This is a genomic window from Flavonifractor sp. An92, assembly GCF_002159175.1.
GTDB lineage: Bacteria > Bacillota > Clostridia > Oscillospirales > Oscillospiraceae > Pseudoflavonifractor_A.
The window spans coordinates 35,187-54,949 of sequence record NZ_NFGZ01000020.1; the positions used below are offsets into that span (position 1 = coordinate 35,187).

General features: G+C 63.2%; 17 protein-coding genes. 8 read left to right on the forward strand and 9 right to left on the reverse strand.

The features are described 5' to 3' along the window. From B5G43_RS12405 to B5G43_RS12425, 5 genes are all read right to left on the reverse strand, one after another. A complete protein-coding gene (locus tag B5G43_RS12405; protein WP_087261859.1) occupies positions 1-1,971 on the reverse strand; it encodes a V-type ATP synthase subunit I in 1,971 nt (656 codons plus the stop codon). Beyond that, the gene (locus tag B5G43_RS12410) at positions 1,971-2,285 is read right to left on the reverse strand and encodes a hypothetical protein (RefSeq protein WP_087261860.1); all 315 of its coding nucleotides are present in this window, start codon (positions 2,283-2,285) and stop codon (positions 1,971-1,973) included. Before B5G43_RS12410 ends, B5G43_RS12405 begins: the two co-directional genes overlap by 1 nt. A 518-nt stretch (positions 2,286-2,803) precedes the next feature. After that, positions 2,804-3,880, reverse strand: coding sequence for a putative glycoside hydrolase (locus B5G43_RS12415; RefSeq protein WP_087261862.1), 1,077 nt, complete (start codon positions 3,878-3,880; stop codon positions 2,804-2,806). Between the two features lie 16 nt (positions 3,881-3,896). Next, complete coding sequence (locus B5G43_RS12420; RefSeq protein WP_087261864.1) at positions 3,897-4,340, reverse strand: MarR family transcriptional regulator; 444 nt, start codon at positions 4,338-4,340, stop codon at positions 3,897-3,899. 109 nt (positions 4,341-4,449) lie between these two features. Next, positions 4,450-5,082: an S-layer homology domain-containing protein gene (locus tag B5G43_RS12425; RefSeq protein ID WP_087261866.1), complete on the reverse strand. Its 633-nt coding sequence runs from the start codon at positions 5,080-5,082 to the stop codon at positions 4,450-4,452. A gap of 434 nt (positions 5,083-5,516) precedes the next feature. Between B5G43_RS12425 and B5G43_RS12430 the strand changes: the two genes are divergently transcribed. Genes B5G43_RS12430 through B5G43_RS12440 form a run of 3 tightly spaced genes read left to right on the forward strand, consistent with a single transcriptional unit; the run spans position 5,517 to position 9,919 of the window. Further along, positions 5,517-8,138: a cation-translocating P-type ATPase gene (locus B5G43_RS12430; RefSeq protein WP_087261868.1), complete on the forward strand. Its 2,622-nt coding sequence runs from the start codon at positions 5,517-5,519 to the stop codon at positions 8,136-8,138. 33 nt (positions 8,139-8,171) lie between these two features. Then, a complete protein-coding gene (locus tag B5G43_RS12435; RefSeq protein ID WP_087261870.1) occupies positions 8,172-8,975 on the forward strand; it encodes an HAD family hydrolase in 804 nt (267 codons plus the stop codon). Then, positions 8,972-9,919 carry a Gfo/Idh/MocA family oxidoreductase gene (locus B5G43_RS12440; RefSeq protein ID WP_087261872.1) on the forward strand — a complete coding sequence of 316 codons (948 nt, stop codon included), beginning with the start codon at positions 8,972-8,974 and terminating at the stop codon, positions 9,917-9,919. Before B5G43_RS12435 ends, B5G43_RS12440 begins: the two co-directional genes overlap by 4 nt. A gap of 50 nt (positions 9,920-9,969) precedes the next feature. Here the strand turns inward: B5G43_RS12440 and B5G43_RS12445 are convergent, their stop codons facing one another. After that, complete coding sequence (locus tag B5G43_RS12445; protein ID WP_087261874.1) at positions 9,970-10,242, reverse strand: pro-sigmaK processing inhibitor BofA family protein; 273 nt, start codon at positions 10,240-10,242, stop codon at positions 9,970-9,972. Continuing rightward, positions 10,209-10,544: a YaaL family protein gene (locus B5G43_RS12450; RefSeq protein WP_087261876.1), complete on the reverse strand. Its 336-nt coding sequence runs from the start codon at positions 10,542-10,544 to the stop codon at positions 10,209-10,211. Before B5G43_RS12450 ends, B5G43_RS12445 begins: the two co-directional genes overlap by 34 nt. Positions 10,545-10,881: 337 nt before the next feature. Here B5G43_RS12450 and B5G43_RS12455 point away from each other — a divergent pair, with 337 nt between their 5' ends. The 5 genes from B5G43_RS12455 to B5G43_RS12475 are packed head-to-tail and all read left to right on the forward strand — an operon-like array spanning position 10,882 to position 17,757. After that, on the forward strand, positions 10,882-12,870 hold the full coding sequence (locus B5G43_RS12455) for a toprim domain-containing protein (protein ID WP_087261878.1): 1,989 nt from the start codon (positions 10,882-10,884) through the stop codon (positions 12,868-12,870). A 43-nt stretch (positions 12,871-12,913) separates the two neighbouring features. Further along, entirely contained in the window at positions 12,914-15,157 is a 2,244-nt protein-coding gene (locus B5G43_RS12460; protein ID WP_087261880.1) for a DNA topoisomerase (ATP-hydrolyzing) subunit A, read from the forward strand. 19 nt (positions 15,158-15,176) lie between these two features. Further along, positions 15,177-16,046: a YitT family protein gene (locus B5G43_RS12465; protein WP_087261882.1), complete on the forward strand. Its 870-nt coding sequence runs from the start codon at positions 15,177-15,179 to the stop codon at positions 16,044-16,046. Positions 16,047-16,079: 33 nt separating this feature from the next. Continuing rightward, positions 16,080-16,670: a lactate utilization protein gene (locus B5G43_RS12470; protein ID WP_087261884.1), complete on the forward strand. Its 591-nt coding sequence runs from the start codon at positions 16,080-16,082 to the stop codon at positions 16,668-16,670. 16 nt (positions 16,671-16,686) lie between these two features. After that, positions 16,687-17,757: a hypothetical protein gene (locus B5G43_RS12475; RefSeq protein WP_087261886.1), complete on the forward strand. Its 1,071-nt coding sequence runs from the start codon at positions 16,687-16,689 to the stop codon at positions 17,755-17,757. A gap of 62 nt (positions 17,758-17,819) precedes the next feature. Here the strand turns inward: B5G43_RS12475 and B5G43_RS12480 are convergent, their stop codons facing one another. Together B5G43_RS12480 and B5G43_RS17375 are read right to left on the reverse strand one after the other, a co-directional pair. Continuing rightward, the gene (locus B5G43_RS12480; RefSeq protein WP_087261887.1) at positions 17,820-19,223 is read right to left on the reverse strand and encodes an S-layer homology domain-containing protein; all 1,404 of its coding nucleotides are present in this window, start codon (positions 19,221-19,223) and stop codon (positions 17,820-17,822) included. Between the two features lie 15 nt (positions 19,224-19,238). Continuing rightward, the coding region (locus tag B5G43_RS17375; protein ID WP_206405028.1) for a hypothetical protein at positions 19,239-19,763 on the reverse strand (525 nt) is incomplete at its 5' end.

A 19,763-nucleotide genomic window follows, 5' to 3' on the forward strand; every position in this document is an offset into this window, starting at 1 on the left:
TTATTCCTCCTCGATGATATCCACATATTTGGTGTTGTAGGTCAGGGGCTGGAAGGCCTGGCCGCCCTCCTCGTAGAATTTTCCAAAGAACTCCAGGTACTGGAGACGGGCCGCGTGGACGTAGGTGCCGATGATGTTGACGCCCACGTTGAACACATGGCCGATGATGAACACGAGAATAAAGAGGATCATACCCCCGGCGGTGAGCCCGCCCAGGGTGCCCAGGGTGTTCATCACGCTGGCGATGACCGAGGTGGCCAGCATCAGCGCCATCAGGCGGGAGTAGGACAGCACGTCGGACAGCCAGCTGGTCACGTCGTACAGGCTGGCCACGCCGCCCAGGAGCTTGCCGAAAAAGCCCCGCTTGGTGTGGCCCTGGGTGGCGATGAGGAGCAGGCAGCCCACGCCGATCCACCAGCCCGGCTGTCCCGCGGCCACCAGGCCGATGGAGCCGAAGAAGAGCCACCAGGGCACCACGTCCAGCAGGCCGTCCAGGGGCTTGCCGTCCCGGAAGCCCATATAGATGTGGATGCACTGACCGAAGACCAGCTGCACCACGCCGATGACGATGGCCAGCACCAGAGTGGTCATGGGGTCCTCAATGGGGTTGACGATCAGGCCGTTGCTGAACTTCTGCACCCAGACGGGCAGCCCCTCCAGGGGAATCCCCAGCATCTGCTCGGCGAACTTGGGCACCAGGTCGCCAAAAAAGCCGCCGGTGAAAATGCCGCAGATAAAGGTGGAAATGCCCATATACTGGCCCAGACGGAACATGTAGCCCATGGTCCCCTTGGGGTGGTATTTTTTCCAGATGGCGAAGCTGACCGCCCAGATGATGATCCCGTACGCCACGTCGGCGAACATGAAGCCGAAGAAGAACAGGAAAAATCCGAAGATCAGCGGGTTGGGGTCGATGCCCCGGTAGGCGGGCATGGAGTACATCTCGGTAACCATGTTGATGGGCTCCATGAACTTGGGGTTCTTCAGCAGGACGGGGGGCTCCTCATCCTCCTGGGGCTCCGCGGTCTCCCAGGCGCAGGCGAAAGCCTCCAGGGCCTTCTCCACGGCGGACAGGCCGGGCTCGGCCACCCACCCCTCCAGGAAAATGACGGTGCCGTTGGTCAGGAGCTTCTCCCGGGCCTCCGCCTTGCACAGCTCCTGCTCCAGGCGGTCGGTGCACACCTGCAGCTCCTGCCGGCGGGGGGCAAAGGCGGCGATCTCCGCGGCCAGGCGCTCCTTGTCGGCGGCGCTCTGCCGGAGCTCGGCGTCGATGCGGTCGATATTCTCCGCGGCGGTGCCGGTGAACTCCTTGAAGTTGGCGGCCGAGAAGCCGTAGCGCTTGAGCACTTCGGCTGCGGCCTCGCTCTCAGTCTTGTGGCAGCAGAAGAGGAGGTAGCGCAGCTCCTTGTCGCTGCCGACCTCCATCAGCTCGGAGTTGGGCGCGATGCCGGAGAGCTCTCCGGTCAGCTCGGACAGCGTTACCGCCGCCGGGCAGGCGCCCAGGGTGATCTTGACGTGCTGGGTGGATCTGGTATCCAGCGGCAGATCCAGGCTCTTCCAGGGCAGCAGGGCCACCCGCTGGGTGTTGAGCCGGTTCTCCTGGGAGGTGAGCTGGGCGATGCGCTGGGTGCGTCGGTTGATCTCCTCGGCACACTCCAGGGAAGCTTCCAGCTTCCGGTCGTCCATGAAGTCCTTCTCCCGCATGTCGTGGCGCAGGATGAACAGTCCGCCCTTGGCCGGCGCATACTTGCGCAGTGCCTCCAGCGCCGCCGAGACGGCGTTGGAGCGGCTCTTCACGTCGCTGAGGACGGAACTCTCCCTCCGCAGCAGCGCGGTCCATTCGGGGTCCGCCAGCTTGTCACTGGGTTCGGTGACCTCCACGCACCCCACATGGAGCAGCTGCTGGAGCAGAGCGTCCCGCTCTTCTTCCAGACCGATCACCCGCAGCCGCTTCATTTTGACGATGGACATCAGACATTCACAACCCTTCTGACAATGAGTGCCGACGCCTCTGCCATACGGCCCCCGGCCGCTTTCCGCAGCGCGTCGCAGGAGCGCTTCGTCTCCTCCACGACGGTTTCCGCCTGTTTTGAAGCCTTTTCTTCCGCTTCCTTCATAAACTGGGCCGCTTTCGCCTCAGCCTCTCCGCGGGCCGCCGCCAGGGCCGCCTCGCCGGCGCGCCGGGCGTCCGAAACCGTCTTTTTGGCCTGGGCCTGGGCTTCCGCCTTACGCCGCTGCGTCATTTCTTCCGCTTCTGTCACCTGCTTGATACCCTCAAGAGACATTTTTTCACCGCCTTTCGCTCTGTGTTCGGAACAGGAAAGTTTCCCGATTCTATTGAAATGATACTCGAATCATAGATGAATTGCAAGTTCAAAATTTCGCATCCTGTGTATTCTGCCGTTCCCTTTTTTGCAAGTTTCTATCCTGTTTTATGCAAAAATTTGTTAAAAAAAAGACTAAACCGCCGGTTTTAAACCCTTTGAAGCAGTATTTCCTCCGCCGGCTCTCAAATGGGGAATTTTGAGCCGTCAAAATTTTGGTGATTTTGTATACCGGTTAGTTCACATGTCGTAAAGATGTGTTACCCCGGGGTTTTTGCCCGGGAAGTTTCGATTTCCTCCCTTCATTTTGGCACGATCCAGCCGGCTCTATCCGGCCTATGTATACCTTTTTTCGATAAAACAAGGTCATTATATAGCATTTTCACCTATATCACCCCGCTCCGGTCAAAAAAGGGGGCGCGGGGCAAATTGTCCCGCGCCCCCGGCGCTCGGTGTATTCCGTTCTAATCTCCGAATCGTCAGTTCAGAATGGCCCAGCTCTCGGTCGCCGCTCCGGCCTGGGTCACGATGGGAATCAGGCACTCGCCGATCATCCCCGCGCCGCTCAGCGAGGCTTTGGCCTCCTGGGGCGTCGTTTCCGTCAGAGGCGCCCAGACCCGGTCGGCGTTGGTCGTCAGGGCGTTGAAGCTCTGACCGCTGTCGCCGTCCCCGCCGTGGAACAGCTGCTCGTCGGTCACCACCGACAGCATGACATCGGGGTACTGCGCCTCCAGCGCCGCCTTCACGTCGGCGTAAAAGGCGGACACCACGGTTTTGAGCTGGCTGGGATCGTAGGCCTCCCCCACCTTGATGGTATTGAGGTAGCCGCTGGTGGGATAGCCGCTGTTGTCCAGCAGGATCTCGTCAAAGCCCAACCCGGCCAGCTCCAGACAGAGGTCGATGATATACTGCTGGGCCTTGGTGCTGGTGGCGCTCAGCCAGCGGATGTCGTCGGCGTCCCGGAAGTTGTAGTTTTTGTTGGTCTTGACCCCCAGGGACGGCTCATTGTAGGGCACGGTGTTGTCCCGGAAGCAGGACACCCGGGCCACGGTGTAGAGCTCCCCGCTGTTGAGGGCCAGGATGGACTGGTTGATGGTCTTGTCCGTAGCGGAGGCCCCGGTCTTGGTGGCCAGCTCCACGGAGGAGACATAACCCAGAGTGCCGTCGTCGGCCTTCATGTCAAAGACGGCGGCGTTCCCGCCCGCGGCCTCCACCTGGCTCTGAGCGGTGCCGTCCGTGAGGGCGCTGCGGGGCAGCTCCACGGCGCGGAGCACCTCTTCGATCTCCGGCGTGGGGCTGGGCGTGGGCTCCGGGTCCTTGGAGACCACCACCAGGGGCTCCGTCTCCTCCGGCTCCGGCGTGGGGCTGGTCCGGGCGAAGGGCAGGTCCAGATGGAAGCTGCCGTCGCTGCCGTAGACGCCGAAGCGCTCCAGCAGCACATAGCACCCCGCCACCAAAATCAGCACCACCACCAGAATGGCGATGATGACCTTTAACACCGTCCGGGAGCGGGAACGCCCCCGGTAGGCTCCGTATCCATATCCTCGATTGCGCATGAAACGTCATTTCCCCCTATTGCTGCCCTTCGTCCTCTTTGGCGACGAGGGCCGCCTCCAGCTTGCGCAGGGCTTCCGCCACCTGCGCCTTGTCCTCTGGAGTCATGGTGTCCAGAAGAGAGTTGAAATAGCCGCTCACATTGGTCTCAGCCTTCTTGCGCAGGTCATGATATTTCTCCGTGGCCGAGACGTAGATCACCCGGCGGTCATGCTCCGACCGCTCCCGCCTGGCCAGCCCCAGCTTTTCCAGCCGGTCCACGATGCCGGACACGGTGCTGTTGGCACTCCCGGTCCGCTCGGCCAGAACGCTGATGGGGATGGGTCCCTCCTCGCCCAGCACGTTGAGCACCAGGGCCTGAGGGAATGTCAGATTCAGCCGCCCGAAGTGGGCCCGGAACTGCTGGGACATATGCTGGGTCACCCGCAGGTAAGACATCAGGACGCTTGGTACCTTATCCATTCTCTTCTCCCCCCTCGATTCTCTATCATGCTATCCGCCCGGTGGGTTCGGCTCTGCTTACCAAGAGGATAGCGCCTGATCTGGTCTTTGTCAATGCGATGCTGTGTTCTCACCCCATGACCGGCGTGGTCATCCGCTCCAGCATGACCGCCAGCTCCGCACGGGTGGTGGTGGCCTTGGGGGAGAGCTTCCCCTTGCTGCCGGTGATCAGCCCCGCTCCCACGGCGTGCTCCATGGCGGTGCGGGCCCATTTGGAGATGGAGCCCTGGTCGCTGTACAGCTCCAGCACGCCGTTGGCCAGGTCATGGCCGGCGTAGCGGGCATATTGATAGAGGAAGACCGCCATCTGCTCCCGGGTCACGGCGCTGCCAGGCTGGAAGGCGCCCTTGCCGTTGCCGGAGGCGATGCCGTTCTCCTGGGCCCAGGCCACGGCCTGGGTGTACCAGGTGCCCTCCGGCACATCGGAGAAGCTGTCCGTACCTTTGGGGGCCGGGGAACCGGCCAGCCGCCACAGGGTCGTCACTGCCATGGCCCGGGTCACCGACCCGGTGGGGCTGAAGGTGGTGGCGCTGGTGCCGCTCATCAGGCCGGCGTCCACCACATTCTGGACCGACTCCTCATACCAGGAGCCCGCTTTCACATCGGTAAAACTCGCCGCGCCGGCAGGCAGGGCCAGCCCTGCGCACAGCAGCAGAGCGCACAGCACCCGGGCCGGGGCGCGCCGCTTGCGGTCAAATCTCATGGTTACTTCCACCTCTTCTGATTATATCCTGCATATACATGCCTCTGGTCTATTTGTGCGTCTATTTTATCATATGTTATACACCTCTTTCTTTAAAAAATTATGAACAGTACCGGACAGTTTTTTACTTTTGGGCAGTTTAAGGCCCCGATGGCGCTCTGTTATGGAAAATGCCGGTTGACTTCCCGGAACGGGTATGATATAGTAGCGGTGCGTTGAAAAGGGAGTAGTTCCGGGCCTTCCGGTCCGGGGATGCCGCCAACAATCACGGTTCGCTTGCGGCGGACCTGGCGGCATACGCCGAGCCCTGTTTTCGGTAACAAGACTTTTCAGCGGTTGCCACCTATGCAGCCGCTGGAGGGTCTTTTTTATTTTGATCCTCCGGCTGCCAAGCCCAAATCCCCTCAAAAATGTGGAAAAGGATGTGCAGATTCATGTCAGAGCCCTACTTCAACCGCACGCCGGACCAGGCGCTGGAAGCCCAGCATGCCTCCCGGTCCGGCCTGTCCCCCCAGGAGGCCGCCAAGCGGACGGAGACCTACGGCCCCAACAAGCTCAGCGAAGGCAAGAAGAAATCGGTGGCCATGGTGTTCGCCGAGCAGTTCAAGGACCTGCTGGTGGTGATCCTGGTCATCGCCGCCCTCATCTCCGCCGTGTCGGAGAATGTGGAGAGCACCATCGTCATCTTCGCGGTGCTGATCCTCAACGCCGTGCTGGGCACGGTGCAGTACTTGAAGGCAGAAAAATCCCTGGAAAGTCTGAAAGCCATGTCCTCCCCCACCGCCAAGGTGCTGCGGGGCGGCGTCCGGGTGGAGATCCCCTCGGCCGAGGTGGTCCCCGGCGACATCGTGCTGCTGGACGCCGGCGACATGGTGGTGGCCGACGGCCGTATCCTGGAGAACTTCTCCCTGAAAGTGAATGAGAGCTCCCTCACTGGCGAGAGTGAGGGCGTGGAAAAGACCGCCGGCACCATCAACAGCGACCAGGTGGCCCTGGGCGACCAGAAGAACATGGTCTTTTCCGGCTCCCTGGTGACCTATGGCCGGGCCACGGTGCTGGTCACTGCCACCGGCATGGACACCGAGCTGGGCAAGATCGCCGCGCTGATGAACCAGACCCAGCAGCGCAAGACCCCCCTGCAGAAGAGCCTGGACGACTTCTCCGGCAAGCTGGCCATGGTCATCATGGCCATCTGCGCTGTGGTGTTCGTCCTCTCCATCTTCCGCAGCCACATGACCATTCTGGACTCCCTGATGTTCGCCGTGGCCCTGGCCGTGGCCGCCATTCCCGAGGCCCTCTCCTCCATCGTCACCATCGTGCTGGCCATGGGCACCCAGAAGATGGCCAAGCAGAACGCCATCATGAAGGACCTGAAAGCCGTGGAGAGCCTGGGCGCCGTGTCGGTCATCTGCTCGGATAAAACCGGCACCCTGACCCAGAACCGCATGACCGTGCAGAAGATCTACGCCGACGGCAAGCTCCTGGATGGCGTGGACCTGGAGCTGGCCAACGATCCCCAGCGGCTGCTCCTCAAGATCGGCATTCTGGCCAGCGACGCCACCTTTGACCCCAGCACCGGCGCCTCCATCGGCGACCCCACCGAGGTTGCCCTGGTCCAGCTGGGCAAGCACTTCGACGTGGAAGAGGGGCTGTACCGCCAGTACCACCCCCGCCTGCGGGAGCTGGCCTTTGACTCCGACCGCAAGCTCATGAGCACCCTCCACATGCTGGACGGCGTGCCCACCCTGCTGACCAAGGGCGCCATCGACACCCTGCTGGCCCGCTCCACCCGCCTGCTCACCTCCGAAGGCACCGTTGAGATGACCGACGCGCGCCGGAAGGAGATCATGGCGGTCAACGAGCAGCTCTCCAACGAGGGTCTGCGGGTCCTGGCCTTTGCCCAGCGCACCCTGGACAGCGTCCGGGACCTGACCCTGGACGACGAGCAGGACTACACCTTCGTGGGCCTGGTGTCCATGATCGACCCGCCCCGCCCCGAGTCCATCCAGGCCGTGGCCGACGCCAAGAGCGGCGGCATCCGCACCATCATGATCACCGGCGACCACAAGGTGACCGCCTCCGCCATCGCCCGTCAGATCGGCATTTTCCGGGAGGGCGACATGGCCCTGTCCGGCGTGGAGCTGGACGCCATGAGCGATGACCAGCTGGACGAGATCCTGCCCAAGGTTTCCGTCTACGCCCGCGTGTCCCCCGAGCACAAGATCCGCATCGTCAACGCCTGGCAGCGCCGGGGCAACATCGTGTCCATGACCGGCGACGGCGTCAACGACGCCCCCGCCCTCAAGAAGGCCGACATCGGCGTGGCCATGGGCATCACCGGCACCGAGGTGTCCAAGGACGCCGCCTCCATGATCCTGGCGGACGACAACTTCGCCACCATCGTCCGGGCGGTGGTCAACGGCCGCAACGTGTACGCCAACATCAAGAACGCCATCCAGTTCCTGCTCTCCGGCAATATGGCCGCCATCCTCTGCGTGGTGTACGCCTCTCTGGCCGGACTGAGCGTGCCCTTTGCGCCGGTCCACCTGCTGTTCATCAACCTGCTCACCGACTCCCTGCCCGCCATCGCCATCGGCATGGAGCCCGCCCGCAAGGGCCTTCTGAAGCAGAAGCCCCGCGACCCCAAGGCCCCCATTCTGGACCGGTCCCTGCTGGGCCGCATCTTCGGTCAGGGCCTCCTGATCGCCATCCCCGTCATGGCCGCCTTCTACCTGGGCCTGAGCTACGGCGGCGCGGCGGCCGCCTCCACCATGGCCTTTGCCACCCTGACCCTGGCCCGTCTCTTCCACGGCTTCAACTGCCGGGGCCATGAGTCGGTGTTCCACCTGGGCTTCCAGTCCAACCCCTTCTCCCTGGCCGCCTTCGGCGGCGGCGTGCTGCTGCTGGCCGCGGTGCTCTTCGTGCCCGGGCTCAACACCCTCTTTGAGGCGGTGGCCCTGGACGGCGTCCACATCGCCCAGATCGTGGGCCTGGCGGTCATCCCCACCCTGCTGATCCAGATCTTCAAGCTGATCCGCGACGCCCGGGAGAAATAAATCGCTACCCCATCCCAAAGGAGGAACCTTCCCTTGATCAAACTCATCGCCAGTGATATCGACGGCACCCTGATGCCCTACGGGCGGACCGAGCTGGATCCCCGGCTCTTCCCCCTCATCCATCGCCTGCGGGAGCAGGGCGTGCTCTTCTGCCCCGCCTCCGGGCGGCAGTTCCACAGCCTGCGCCGCCTCTTCGCCCCCATCGCCAACGAAATCGCCTTCCTGTGTGAAAACGGCGCCATCCTCTACGGCGCGGGCACCGAGGAGGACGCCCCCGTCCTCTCCAAGACCGTCATGGAACAGGAGAAGGCCCTGGCGCTGTGCCACGACATCCTGGCGCTCCCCGAGGGGGCCCACATCGTCATCTCGGGGGCCAACACCAGCTACCTCATGACCGCCGACGCCCCCTTCCGGGAGCAGCTGGTGGCCGTCACCGGCAATGCCACCGCCCTGGTGGACCGGCCGGAGGACGTGCCGGAGGAGATCCTGAAGGTCTCCCTCTACCGCCACAGCGGCGCCGAGCCCGACGCCGACCTTCTGGGCCCCCGCTGGGCGGAGCAGTTCCGCATGACCCTGGCCGGCCCCGGCTGGCTGGACTTCATGTCCGCCGACAAGGGCGACGGCATCCGGGGCATCTGCGCCGCCCTGGGCCTCACCCCCGACGAGGTGGTGGCCTTCGGTGATCACTACAACGATGTGCCCATGCTGGAGGCCGTCGGCATCCCCTACATGATGGAGGGGAGCGACGACTACCTCAAGGGCCGCTTCCCCCGCCACTGCTCCAACGTGGAGGACACCCTGGAGGAGATCCTGGCCGGGCTGGAGAAGAAGGCATGATCTCCCTGGTGCGGGTGGCCCTGGCGGGCAGCGGGGAGATGGGCATGACCCATTTCCGGACTTATCAGCGCCTCTCTGACGTGCAGGTGGTGGGGGCGCTGGCCGCCTCCTCCCAGGGACGGGCCCGGTGGGAGGGGCTGGGCGTGCCGGTCTTTGGCTCGCTGGAGGAGCTGGTGGAGAGCGCCGCCCCCGATGTGGTGGACCTCTGCACCCCCACCGACCTCCACCCCGCCCAGGCCATCCGCGCTCTGGAGCTGGGCTGCCACGTCATCGTGGAGAAGCCCTGTGCCCTCACCGCGGATCTGGCCCGGTCCATGTTCGCCGCCGCCCGGCGGCAGAACCGGCAGCTGCTGGTGGCCCAGGTGGCCCAGTTCTCCGAGGACGGTTTCCTGCTGCGCCAGCTTCTGGAGGAGCTCCCCTATGGTCCCGCCCTGGACGCCTTTTTCCAGCGCCTGGGGCCCCGGCCCGGCTGGTCCCGGGAGGGGTGGTTTTTCCACAAGGAGCGCAGCGGCCTGGTGCCCTTTGACCTGCACATCCACGATCTGGACCTGGCGGTGAGCCTCTTCGGCCCCGCCGTGCCCCGGTCCTTTACCTCCGCCGGGGATGACTCCCTCTCCCTGTGCCGGATGGAGTACCGCTGCGGCGAGGTGTCCGTGGGGGCGGAGGCCGGGTGGCTCCACACCGCGCTCCCCTTCTCCGCCCGGTGGCGGGTATGCTTCCGGGACGCCCTGGTGGTCTTTGACGGGACAAAGGCCACCGCATACCCCAGCTTCGCCCCGCCCCACGCGCTGCACGGCTTCCCCGTCCCGGACCCCTTCGCCGCGGAGCTGGGGCACTTCCTCTCCTGCATCCGGCTGAATCAGCCCTCCTCCCTCGTGCCGGAGGAGCGGGTGATCTCCGTGCTGGAGAGCCTGGAGGCCCTGACCGCCCTCTCCCCCCGTTAAAACAGAACAACGCCCGGACCCGCGTACCGCGGGTCCGGGCGTATTCCTTCCTACGGCCCGGCCAGGGCCCAGTTGAGCAGCAGTAGCAATCCGAAACCAGGGACCCCCAGCACGCCCAGCACCAGGGCGTTGGCCAGGTTCACCCCCAGGTGGATGCCCAGCGCTCCTCCCGTCTGGCTCAGCAGGGCCAGCACCCCCAGGCCCGCGCCGGTGCGCAGCCCCAGGCGGAAGAGCCTTCCCACCGTGCGGCGCAGCGCCAGCAGGGCGATGAGGAGGATGAGCCCCGCCATCACCAGAGAGAGATGTTCCACCAGCCACTCCATCCAGCGGCCTCCTTCCCTTCGCCTCCGCTCCCGGCGGGGGTGAGCAGGCGCGGCCACGCGGGCCGGTAGGCCGCCCCCTCCCGCCGGGGCGGGACCTCACCGCTCTCCAGGGCCTTCACCTGCCGCAGCAGATAGCCGTAGCGGGCCTGGAGGGCGTTGATCTCATAGACGTAGGACTCGATGAGCTCCGGGTCCGCCGCGCCGTTGAAGCCGGCATACGCCCGTGCAATGGCGCTGCGGGTCCGCTCCAGTCCCTCCAGCAGGGTCTGCCGCTCCTCATTGTGTCGCTCCCGTTTTGCCATAGCCGCTCCTTTCCCGTGTCTCTGGTGTGAGTGTATGTGCAGTTTGGCCGGTTATGCCCGTTTTTATACCAGTTTTTCCCTGGTATCTCCCCCGGCGGCGGAGCCATACTAGCATCGGGCACAACGGGAGGGCAACGTCCTCTCAGACCATCTCCTTTTCCGACGGGGCGCACCCGCTCCGAAGGGGACAGGAGGGGTGTGGCCCTGGAAGGCCGCCGGAGCCCACGCTCCGGCGGCCTTCGTGGTATCCGGCTTTTCTTGACACCTCTCCGGGGTTTGGGGTATGATTATTCTGTAAAGGTATGTATCGCAAAGGAATTGGAGTGAGGAACGACCCATGGCAAAAAGCACCCCAAGAGGCTACGGCAACGAATCCATTTCCGCCCTGAAGGGCGCCGACCGGGTACGCAAGCGGCCCGGTGTTATTTTCGGCTCCGACGGGCTGGACGGCTGTGAACACGCCGTTTTTGAGATCCTGTCCAACGCCATCGACGAGGCCCGGGAGGGCCACGGCTCCCTCATCACCGTCACCCGCTACGCCGACCACTCCATCGAGGTGGAGGACTTCGGCCGGGGCTGCCCGGTGGACTGGAACGAACGGGAGCAGAAGTACAACTGGGAGCTGGTATTCTGCGAGCTCTACGCCGGCGGCAAGTACGGCAACGGCGAGGGGGACAACTACGAGTACTCCCTGGGCCTCAACGGCCTGGGCTCCTGCGCCACCCAGTACGCCAGTGCCTATTTCGACGCCGTCATCCACCGGGACGGCTTCCGCTACACCCTCCACTTTGAGAAGGGCGAGAACATCGGCGGGCTGACCAAAGAGCCCACCGACCGGAAAAAGACCGGCTCCTGCTTCCGGTGGCTCCCCGACCTGGAGGTGTTTACCGACATCAACATCCCGGTGGAGTACTACCTGGACGTCCTGAAGCGCCAGGCCGTGGTGAACGCGGGGGTGACCTTCCGCTTCCGCAACCAGATCGGCGTCAACCGCTTTGAGACCACCGACTTCAAGTACGAAAACGGCATCATCGACTATGTGAAGGAGCTGGTGGGGGAGACCTCCCTCACCCAGCCGGTGTTCTGGCAGACCGAGCGCAAGGGCCGGGACCGGGAAGACAAGCCGGAGTATAAGGTGAAGCTCAGCGTCTCCTTCTGCTTCTCCAACACGGTGCAGGTGGTGGAGCACTACCACAACTCCTCCTGGCTGGAGCACGGCGGCTCCCCGGAGAAGGCGGTAAAGAGCGCCTTCGTCTCGGGTATCGACGCCTACCTGCGCCAGCAGGGCAAGTACCAGAAGAACGAGAGCAAGATCACCTGGGCCGACATCGAGGATTGCCTGGTGCTGGTGAGCAACAACTTCTCCACCCAGACCTCCTACGAAAACCAGACCAAGAAGGCCATCAACAACAAGTTCGTCCAGGACGCCATGGCGGAGTTCCTGAAGGCCCAGCTGGAGGTCTACTTCATCGAGAACCCCTTCGATGCCGAGAAGATCGCCGAGCAGGTGCTGGTGAACAAGCGCGCCCGGGAGAACGCCGAGAAGGCCCGTCTGAACATCAAGAAGAAGCTCTCCGGCAGCGTGGACATCGCCAACCGGGTGCAGAAGTTCGTGGACTGCCGCACCAAGGACACCGAGCGGCGGGAGCTGTACATCGTGGAGGGCGACTCCGCCCTGGGCGCGGTGAAGCAGAGCCGCGACGCGGAGTTCCAGGGCATCATGCCGGTGCGCGGCAAGATCCTGAACTGCCTGAAGGCCGACTACGCCAAGATCTTCAAGAGCGAGATCATCATGGACCTTCTGAAGGTGCTGGGCTGCGGCTGTGAGGTGCAGGACAAGCACGCCAAGGACACCGCCGCCTTCGACCTGATGAACCTCCGGTGGAACAAGATCATCATCTGTACCGATGCCGACGTGGACGGCTTCCAGATCCGGACGCTGATCCTCACCATGCTCTACCGCCTGACCCCCACCCTCATCCAGCGGGGATACGTCTATATCGCCGAGTCCCCCCTCTACGAGATCACCTATAAGGAAAAGACCTGGTTTGCCTACTCCGACAAGGAGAAGCAGGACATTGTGCAGGAGCTCGCCGGCAAGAAGTGCGACATCCAGCGCTCCAAAGGTCTGGGCGAGAACGAGCCGGACATGATGTGGCTGACCACCATGAACCCGGAGACCCGCCGCCTCATCAAGGTCATGCCGGAGGACGTGGAGCGCACTGCCGCCGTCTTTGACCTGCTGCTGGGGGACAACCTCCAGGGCCGCAAGGACCACATCGCCGACAACGGCTATAAATATCTGGAGCTGGCGGACATCTCGTAAAGCCCCGCTCGTCTGAACAATCCTCGGAAAAGGATGGAATCCCATGGCTAAGAAAAAAGCCCCGGAGACCGGGGCAAAACGTGTCAACAACCCCAATGTAATGGGCCTGCGGCCCGAGGTGCTGGAGCAGCCCATCACCGAGACCCTGGAGCTCAACTACATGCCCTACGCCATGAGCGTCATCGTCTCCCGGGCCATCCCGGAGATCGACGGCTTCAAGCCCTCCCACCGCAAGCTCCTCTACACCATGTACCAGATGAAGCTGCTGGGCGGCGCACGGACCAAGAGCGCCAACGTGGTGGGCCAGACCATGAAGCTGAACCCCCACGGCGACGCCGCCATCTACGACACCATGGTGCGTCTCTCCCGGGGCTACGGGGCCCTCCTACACCCCCTGGTGGACTCCAAGGGCAACTTCGGCAAGGTCTACTCCCGGGACATGGCCTGGGCGGCCAGCCGGTACACCGAGGTCCGCCTGGACCCCATCTGCGCCGAACTTTTTAAGGACATCGACCAGGACGCGGTGGACTTCGTAGACAACTACGACGGCAAGATGAAGGAGCCCGCCCTCCTGCCCACCACCTTCCCCAACGTGCTGGTGAGCGCCAACCAGGGCATCGCCGTCGGCATGGCCTCCAACCTGTGCGGCTTCAACCTGGGCGAGGTGTGCGACGCCACCATCGCCTATCTGAAAAACCCCAAGACCGACCTGCTGTCGATCCTGAAAGCCCCCGACTTTCCCACCGGTGGCCAGCTCCTCTACGATGAGAGCGCGCTGCGGCAGATCTACCAGACCGGCCGCGGCTCCGTCCAGGTGCGGGCCAAGTGGCGCTACCTCAAGAGTGAAAATCTCATCGAGATCGTGGAGATCCCCTACTCCACCACGCTGGAGGCCATCATGGACAAGGTCTCCGAGCTCATCAAGACCGGCAAGATCAAGGAAATCGCCGACATGCGGGATGAGACCGACCTGAACGGCCTCAAGATCACCATCGACCTCAAGCGCGGCACCGATCCGGACAAGCTCATGGCCCGGCTCTTCAAGTCCACCCCCCTCCAGGACGCCTACTCCTGCAACTTCAACATCCTCATCCAGGGCATGCCCCGGGTGATGGGCGTGGGCGAGATCCTGGAGGAGTGGACCGCCTGGCGGCTGGATGGCGTGCGCCGGCGCAGCTACTTCGCCATGAAGAAGAAGGAGGAGAAGTACCACCTCCTGCAGGGCCTGAAGAAGATCCTGCTGGACATCGACCGGGCCATCCGCATCATCCGGGAGACCGAGGAGGACGCCGAGGTGGTGCCCAACCTGATGATCGGCTTCGGCATCGACCAGGCTCAGGCCGAGTTCGTGGCCGACATCAAGCTGCGCAACATCAACAAGGAGTACATCCTCCGCCGCACCCAGGAGACCGACACCCTGGCCGAGGAGATCGCCGACCTGAAGGACCTGGTGGACAGCCCCCAGCGGCTCAAAAAGGTCATCATTTCCGAGCTCCAGGCGGTGAAGAAGAAGTACGCCGTGCCCCGCCGCACCGAGATCCTCTACGACTTTGTGGAGCCCTCCGCCGTGGTGGTGGAGGACGAGGTCCCCGACTATCCGGTCCACGTGTTCCTGTCCCGGGAGGGCTATTTCAAAAAGATCACCCCCCAGTCCCTCCGCATGGCCAGCGAGCAGAAGTATAAGGAGGGAGACGGCCCCTACCTCCAGTGGGAGGGAAGCAACCGGGACGAGCTGCTGGTCTTTACCGACAAGCAGCAGTGCTACAAGACCCGCCTCTCCGACTTCGGCGACACCAAGGCCAGCGTCCTGGGCGAGTTCCTCCCCACCCGACTGGGCATGGACAGCGGCGAGAATGTGGTGTGGGCCTGCATCACCAGTGACTACTCCGGCCATGTGTTCTTCTTCTTTGAGAACGGCAAGGTGGCCCGGGTGGAGCTGGCGGCCTACAAGACCCAGACCCGCCGCAAGCGCCTGACCGGCGCGTACAGCGACAAATCCCCTCTGGCGGCAGCTCTGCTGCTGCAGGAGGACGAGGAGCTGGCTCTCTTCTCCAGCGAGGGGCGCTGCCTCATCTTCCACACCGCCTCCCTGACGCCCAAGACCACCCGCACCACCCTGGGCGTCCAGGTCATGACCCTCAAGCCCAAATACCACCTGGAAAAGGTCTCTCCTCTGGCCGGCACCACCATCGTCAATGTCGCCCGTTACCGGGCCAAGAGCCTGCCCGCGGCGGGCATGCTGCTGCGGGAGGAGGACCGGGGCGAGGAACAGCTGTCGTTGCTCTAAGCACTCTGTGAGGTAATCTATGAAAAACACCGCAAAACGTCTCCTGATTTCCTATTTCTGGATCACAGTGGGCTCACTGGTCTACGCCCTGGGCTTTGACTGGTGCTATGCCCCCAACGCCATCGGCTTCGGCGGCATCACGGGCCTGGCCCAGATCATCAACGCCGTTCTCCCCTGGGCCCCCATCGGCACGGTGGTCATCGTGCTGAACATCCCCCTCTTCTTCCTGGGTTGGCGGCTGCTGGGCGGACATCTGCTCCTCTCCTCCCTGTACGCTATGTTCATCTCCTCGGTGTTCGTGGACGTCATCGCAGCCCTGGTCCCCTTCCAGCCCATGGACCCCATGCTGGCCACCATCTTCGGCGGCATCCTGGTGGGCCTGTCGCTGGGCATCATCCTGCTCCAGGGTGCCACCACCGGCGGCACCGACCTGCTGGCCCGGCTGCTGAAGCTGCGCTTTGCGTGGCTCCCCATGGGCAAGCTCCTCATGGTGGTGGATCTGGCGGTCATCGTGGCAGTGGCCGCGGCCTTCCGCAATCTTTCCAGCGCCCTGTACGGCGTGGTGTCCCTCTATATCTTCACCGCGGTGATGGACATGGTCCTCTACGGCCTGGACAGCGCCAAGGTGGCCTATATCATCTCCTCCAAGCCCGATGAGATCTCCAAGGTCATCCTGGACGAGCTGGACCGGGGCATCACCATCCTCCACGGCGAGGGCGGCTGGTCCGGCGATCCCAAGAAGGTGCTCCTGTGCGCCTTCAAGCAGAAGCAGATCGTCCCCCTGCGCCGGATGGTCAAGGAGATCGACCCGGAGGCCTTCCTCATCGTCTGCGACGCCCACGAGGTGCTGGGCGACGGATTCCGCTCCTATCAGCAAAACGATCTGTAACGGTTTTATATTATTTTACAGGAGGTAATCGTTATGGCCAACATCGAAGCCCTGCGGAAGAACCTGGAGGCCAATGGCTTCCACACCACCTACTTCGCCACCGCCCAAGAGGCCGCCGACTATCTGGACGGCAAGCTGGACGGGCGTACCATCGGCATGGGCGGCTCCATGACCGTGCAGCAGCTGGGTCTGATGGAGCGGCTGTCGGCCCACAATACCTTCTACTCCCACTGGAATGGCGCTACTCATGAGCAGTCTGCCGGGGCCGAGGTGTACCTCTCCTCGGTCAACGGCGTGGCTGAGACCGGCGAGCTCATCAACATCGACGGCACCGGCAACCGGGTGGCCTCCACCATCTTCGGACACAAAGAGCTCTACCTCATCGTGGGCGTGAACAAGATCGCCCCGGACTATGACGCCGCCCTCTGGCGGGCCCGGAACATCGCCTCCCCCAAGAACGCCCAGCGCCTGGACCGCAAGACTCCCTGCGCCGAGAAGGGCGACCGCTGCTACAACTGCAACAGCCCCGAGCGCATCTGCCGGGCGCTCACCGTGCTCTGGAAGAAGCCCAACGGCATCGGCTACGCCGAGGTGGTCCTGGTGGGCGAGGAGCTGGGGCTCTAAGGACATAGGAGGGACTATGATACGGATCTGCGCGGCGGCGGTGCTGCTGGCGGTTCTGGCAGGGCTGAGCGGCTGCTCCGCCATGCTGGAGCGCTCCTATGAGGTGGTCACCGACCACCCGGAGTACCCGGTCACCGCCGACGACTCCGGGGTGCTCAAGGCGGAGACCTACCAGGACCTGGTGAACGACATCCTCTACTTCGTCAACCAGGGGGCGGAGAGCGGCGTGATCCGCCTGATCGACTACACCCGGGACGTGGAGAGCGATCTGAACAACGCCTGCCTGGAGGTGGCACTGGACGCCCCCATCGGCGCCTACGCGGTGGACTTCATCAAATACGACTACACACCAGTGGTGAAATACTATGAGGCCAGCATCACCATCTCCTACTGCCGCACCCAGGAGCAGATCCGTTCCATCCAGAATGTGACGGGTACCAGCGCCATCCGGGCGGAGCTGCAGGAGGCCCTGCTCCAGTTTTCGTCGGAGTCGGTGCTCCACATCGCCTATTTCAACGAGGATGAGGACTACATCGCCTCGCTCATTCAGCAGGCCTATTACGACACCCCCGCCGCCGCCTTCGGCATGCCGGAGTACACCATCTCCCTCTACCCGGAGACGGGGACGGAGCGCATCGTGGAGATCCTGCTGACCTACCCCGATCAGCCGGAGACCCTCCGCCGCAAAAGCACCCAGCTCCAGCAGCAGGCCGAGCAGCTCACCGCCTCCTATGTGGGGCAGTCGGTCACAGAGGCGGCGCAGTCGCTGAAGACGCTGCTGTGGCAGCGGGTGGAGGTCCTCCCCACCGGCACGCCCGGCGCATCCACCGCCTACTCCGCCCTGATGGAGAACCGGGCCGACAGCGAGGGCCTGGCCATGGCCTTCCAGCTCCTGTGCCAGCAGCTCAAGCTGGACTGTTCTCTGGTCCAAGGCTCCCTGGACGGTCAACCTCACTACTGGAACGTAGTGACGCTGGAAGATGGCGTGTATCGCCATCTGGACCCCAGCCACTCAGAGGGCCTTTTCTTTACCGACACCGAACTGGCCGCCCTGGGCTACACCTGGGACCGGGAGCAAATCCCTTAAAACGCAGCAAAAAGACGCCCCGTCTTTCGACGGGGCGTCTTTTTTGCTTTTCTCGGTCAGGCTCAGCTCTTGACTTCGTAGCTGTCGGAGGAAGAGATGAACATGACGTCGCCGGGGTTGACCGACTCGTTGGAGTTCGTCCAGGCGCGCTCCAGAGTGGCCCAGTCGCGGATGGGCAGCAGTTCGGTCCAGATCTCGTACTGGTTGCCGTTCTCATCCAGCTCCTCAGAGGGGTCGAAGTTGTGGGAGTTGGTGGCCTCCTGGATATCCTCATAGTACCAAGTGGAGGTATCCATATTATCCGGCCAGGTGGTCATGCCGTCCAGCAGGTGGTCCGCCTCGGGGCGGCGATCCAGCACACGGTTGATGATGGAGATCGCCTCAGCGCGGGTGATGTTGTTATCCGGGCGGAAGGTACCGTCAGGATAGCCGCTGATGATGCCCTCGTTGGCGGCCTGGTTGATGGCCTCCTGAGCCCAGTGGCCGTCGATGTCGCTGAACATGTCGGGGCCCTCGTAGCCGCTGCCGAAGAAGCGAACCGCCATGGCAGCGAACTCAGCACGGGTGATGGAGGCGTTGGGGTCAAAGATCCCGGCGCCGCGGCCGTAAATGATGCCGGCGTTGGTCAGGGTCGAAACGGCCTTGTTGAACCAGGCATCGGAAGGCACATCGGTGTAGGGGTTGGTGGTGGCCCAGTAGTAGTTCCGGGATTCCTCCTTCAGCAGGCGGAAGAAGATGGTGGCCACCTCGGCGCGGTTGATCTCGGCCTCGGGGTGGACCAGACCGTCGTCACGGCCCACGATGTAGGCAAAGTGGTCGCCCTTCTCCAGCTCCGGCAGGTCGCCCAAAGGCGTGGAGGGCTCGGGGATATCCGTTCCACCGCCGCCACCGGGATCGGTGCCGCCGCCGCCACCGGAGTGGTAGCCCGCCGTAAAGACCCATTCAATGGTGTCATCGATGCCCTGGATGGCGTTGCCGGCCTCAATGGGAATGTCCAGCACCACAGTCAGGTTCAGTTCATCGTCCCGGTCCAGGCTGCCCAGCGATACGCCGTTGGCCAGATCGCCGGTAGCCAGAAGGTTTTCCTCTTTGACGTCACCCTTGTAGACATTCAGAGTAACGCCTTCATCCAGCAGTTCCTGGCGCACATTTTCGGCCTTCAGGGTCAGGTCGATCCAGGCGCTGGAGCTCATGCCGCTGGTGTTGACTTTGATCGGCTGGGTGATGTTGTCACCGGGCATCAAGCCGCCTTCCTCCGCGGCCATAGCCTGGAACAGGTTGGGATAACCCACTTCCTCTGTGGTATTGTTGTTGCTGACATTGCGGAATTCGAACTTCCGGGTGTCCTCGTTAAAGGTCACGGTGGGGATGGGATCGGCAGCCAAGGTGGTGACCGCCAGAAGTCCGCCCAGCAGGGCCACCGTCACACCGCCCGCCACCAGGGCGTACAGTTTCCGATTTTTCATAGCAGGTCACCTCCTTTAGTTACTAGTCTTGATGACAAGCGCACCCTTATCTCCGACCCTTTCAACCGAACCGTCGTTATCAATTCCCCACATCGTGGTCACAGCAGTTTCGGGCGCGGCCTGGATGGAGTCGGCCAGCACCTGGACATCCAGGTTGTACTCCGCGGCCTTCTCGCTACCCGGAAGAACTGTAATGGTACACAGGCTGGTTTCAGTTTTGCCCCCCTTCGGAGCCACGGGCTTCGTGTAGTAGTAGTACCCGTCGCTGCCCAGGACCCAACCTTCACCCAAATTCTCGCTCATCTCGTAGTCTTGGCCTTCCATAGGCGTACCGGCTACGATGTCTCCGCCGGGCTGCTCACCGTCGTTATACTGACCAGCCACTGCTCCGTTCCGCCAGCTAAAGACCAGCGCCACGCGGACATAGGCCTCCACGCTGCCGTTGTTGGTAACTTTAATTTCACTCTTGGTTCCAGCATCCGGATCAAAGCTCTCCTCCACATCCGGGTCCACATTACCCATGGTGAAGGTGTTGGTCAC

Excerpts from the sequence above, each read along its gene's own strand:
- B5G43_RS12440 (WP_087261872.1), top strand. The coding sequence starts at position 8,972 with ATGATCTCCCTGGTGCGGGTGGCCCTGGCGGGCAGCGGGGAGATGGGC.
- B5G43_RS12430 (WP_087261868.1), top strand. The coding sequence starts at position 5,517 with ATGTCAGAGCCCTACTTCAACCGCACGCCGGACCAGGCGCTGGAAGCC.
- B5G43_RS12410 (WP_087261860.1), bottom strand. The coding sequence starts at position 2,285 with ATGTCTCTTGAGGGTATCAAGCAGGTGACAGAAGCGGAAGAAATGACG.
- B5G43_RS12445 (WP_087261874.1), bottom strand. The coding sequence starts at position 10,242 with ATGGAGTGGCTGGTGGAACATCTCTCTCTGGTGATGGCGGGGCTCATC.
- B5G43_RS12475 (WP_087261886.1), top strand. The coding sequence starts at position 16,687 with ATGATACGGATCTGCGCGGCGGCGGTGCTGCTGGCGGTTCTGGCAGGG.
- B5G43_RS12420 (WP_087261864.1), bottom strand. The coding sequence starts at position 4,340 with ATGGATAAGGTACCAAGCGTCCTGATGTCTTACCTGCGGGTGACCCAG.
- B5G43_RS12460 (WP_087261880.1), top strand. The coding sequence starts at position 12,914 with ATGGCTAAGAAAAAAGCCCCGGAGACCGGGGCAAAACGTGTCAACAAC.
- B5G43_RS12455 (WP_087261878.1), top strand. The coding sequence starts at position 10,882 with ATGGCAAAAAGCACCCCAAGAGGCTACGGCAACGAATCCATTTCCGCC.
- B5G43_RS12425 (WP_087261866.1), bottom strand. The coding sequence starts at position 5,082 with ATGAGATTTGACCGCAAGCGGCGCGCCCCGGCCCGGGTGCTGTGCGCT.
- B5G43_RS12415 (WP_087261862.1), bottom strand. The coding sequence starts at position 3,880 with ATGCGCAATCGAGGATATGGATACGGAGCCTACCGGGGGCGTTCCCGC.
- B5G43_RS12465 (WP_087261882.1), top strand. The coding sequence starts at position 15,177 with ATGAAAAACACCGCAAAACGTCTCCTGATTTCCTATTTCTGGATCACA.
- B5G43_RS12470 (WP_087261884.1), top strand. The coding sequence starts at position 16,080 with ATGGCCAACATCGAAGCCCTGCGGAAGAACCTGGAGGCCAATGGCTTC.
- B5G43_RS12450 (WP_087261876.1), bottom strand. The coding sequence starts at position 10,544 with ATGGCAAAACGGGAGCGACACAATGAGGAGCGGCAGACCCTGCTGGAG.
- B5G43_RS12480 (WP_087261887.1), bottom strand. The coding sequence starts at position 19,223 with ATGAAAAATCGGAAACTGTACGCCCTGGTGGCGGGCGGTGTGACGGTG.
- B5G43_RS12405 (WP_087261859.1), bottom strand. The coding sequence starts at position 1,971 with ATGTCCATCGTCAAAATGAAGCGGCTGCGGGTGATCGGTCTGGAAGAA.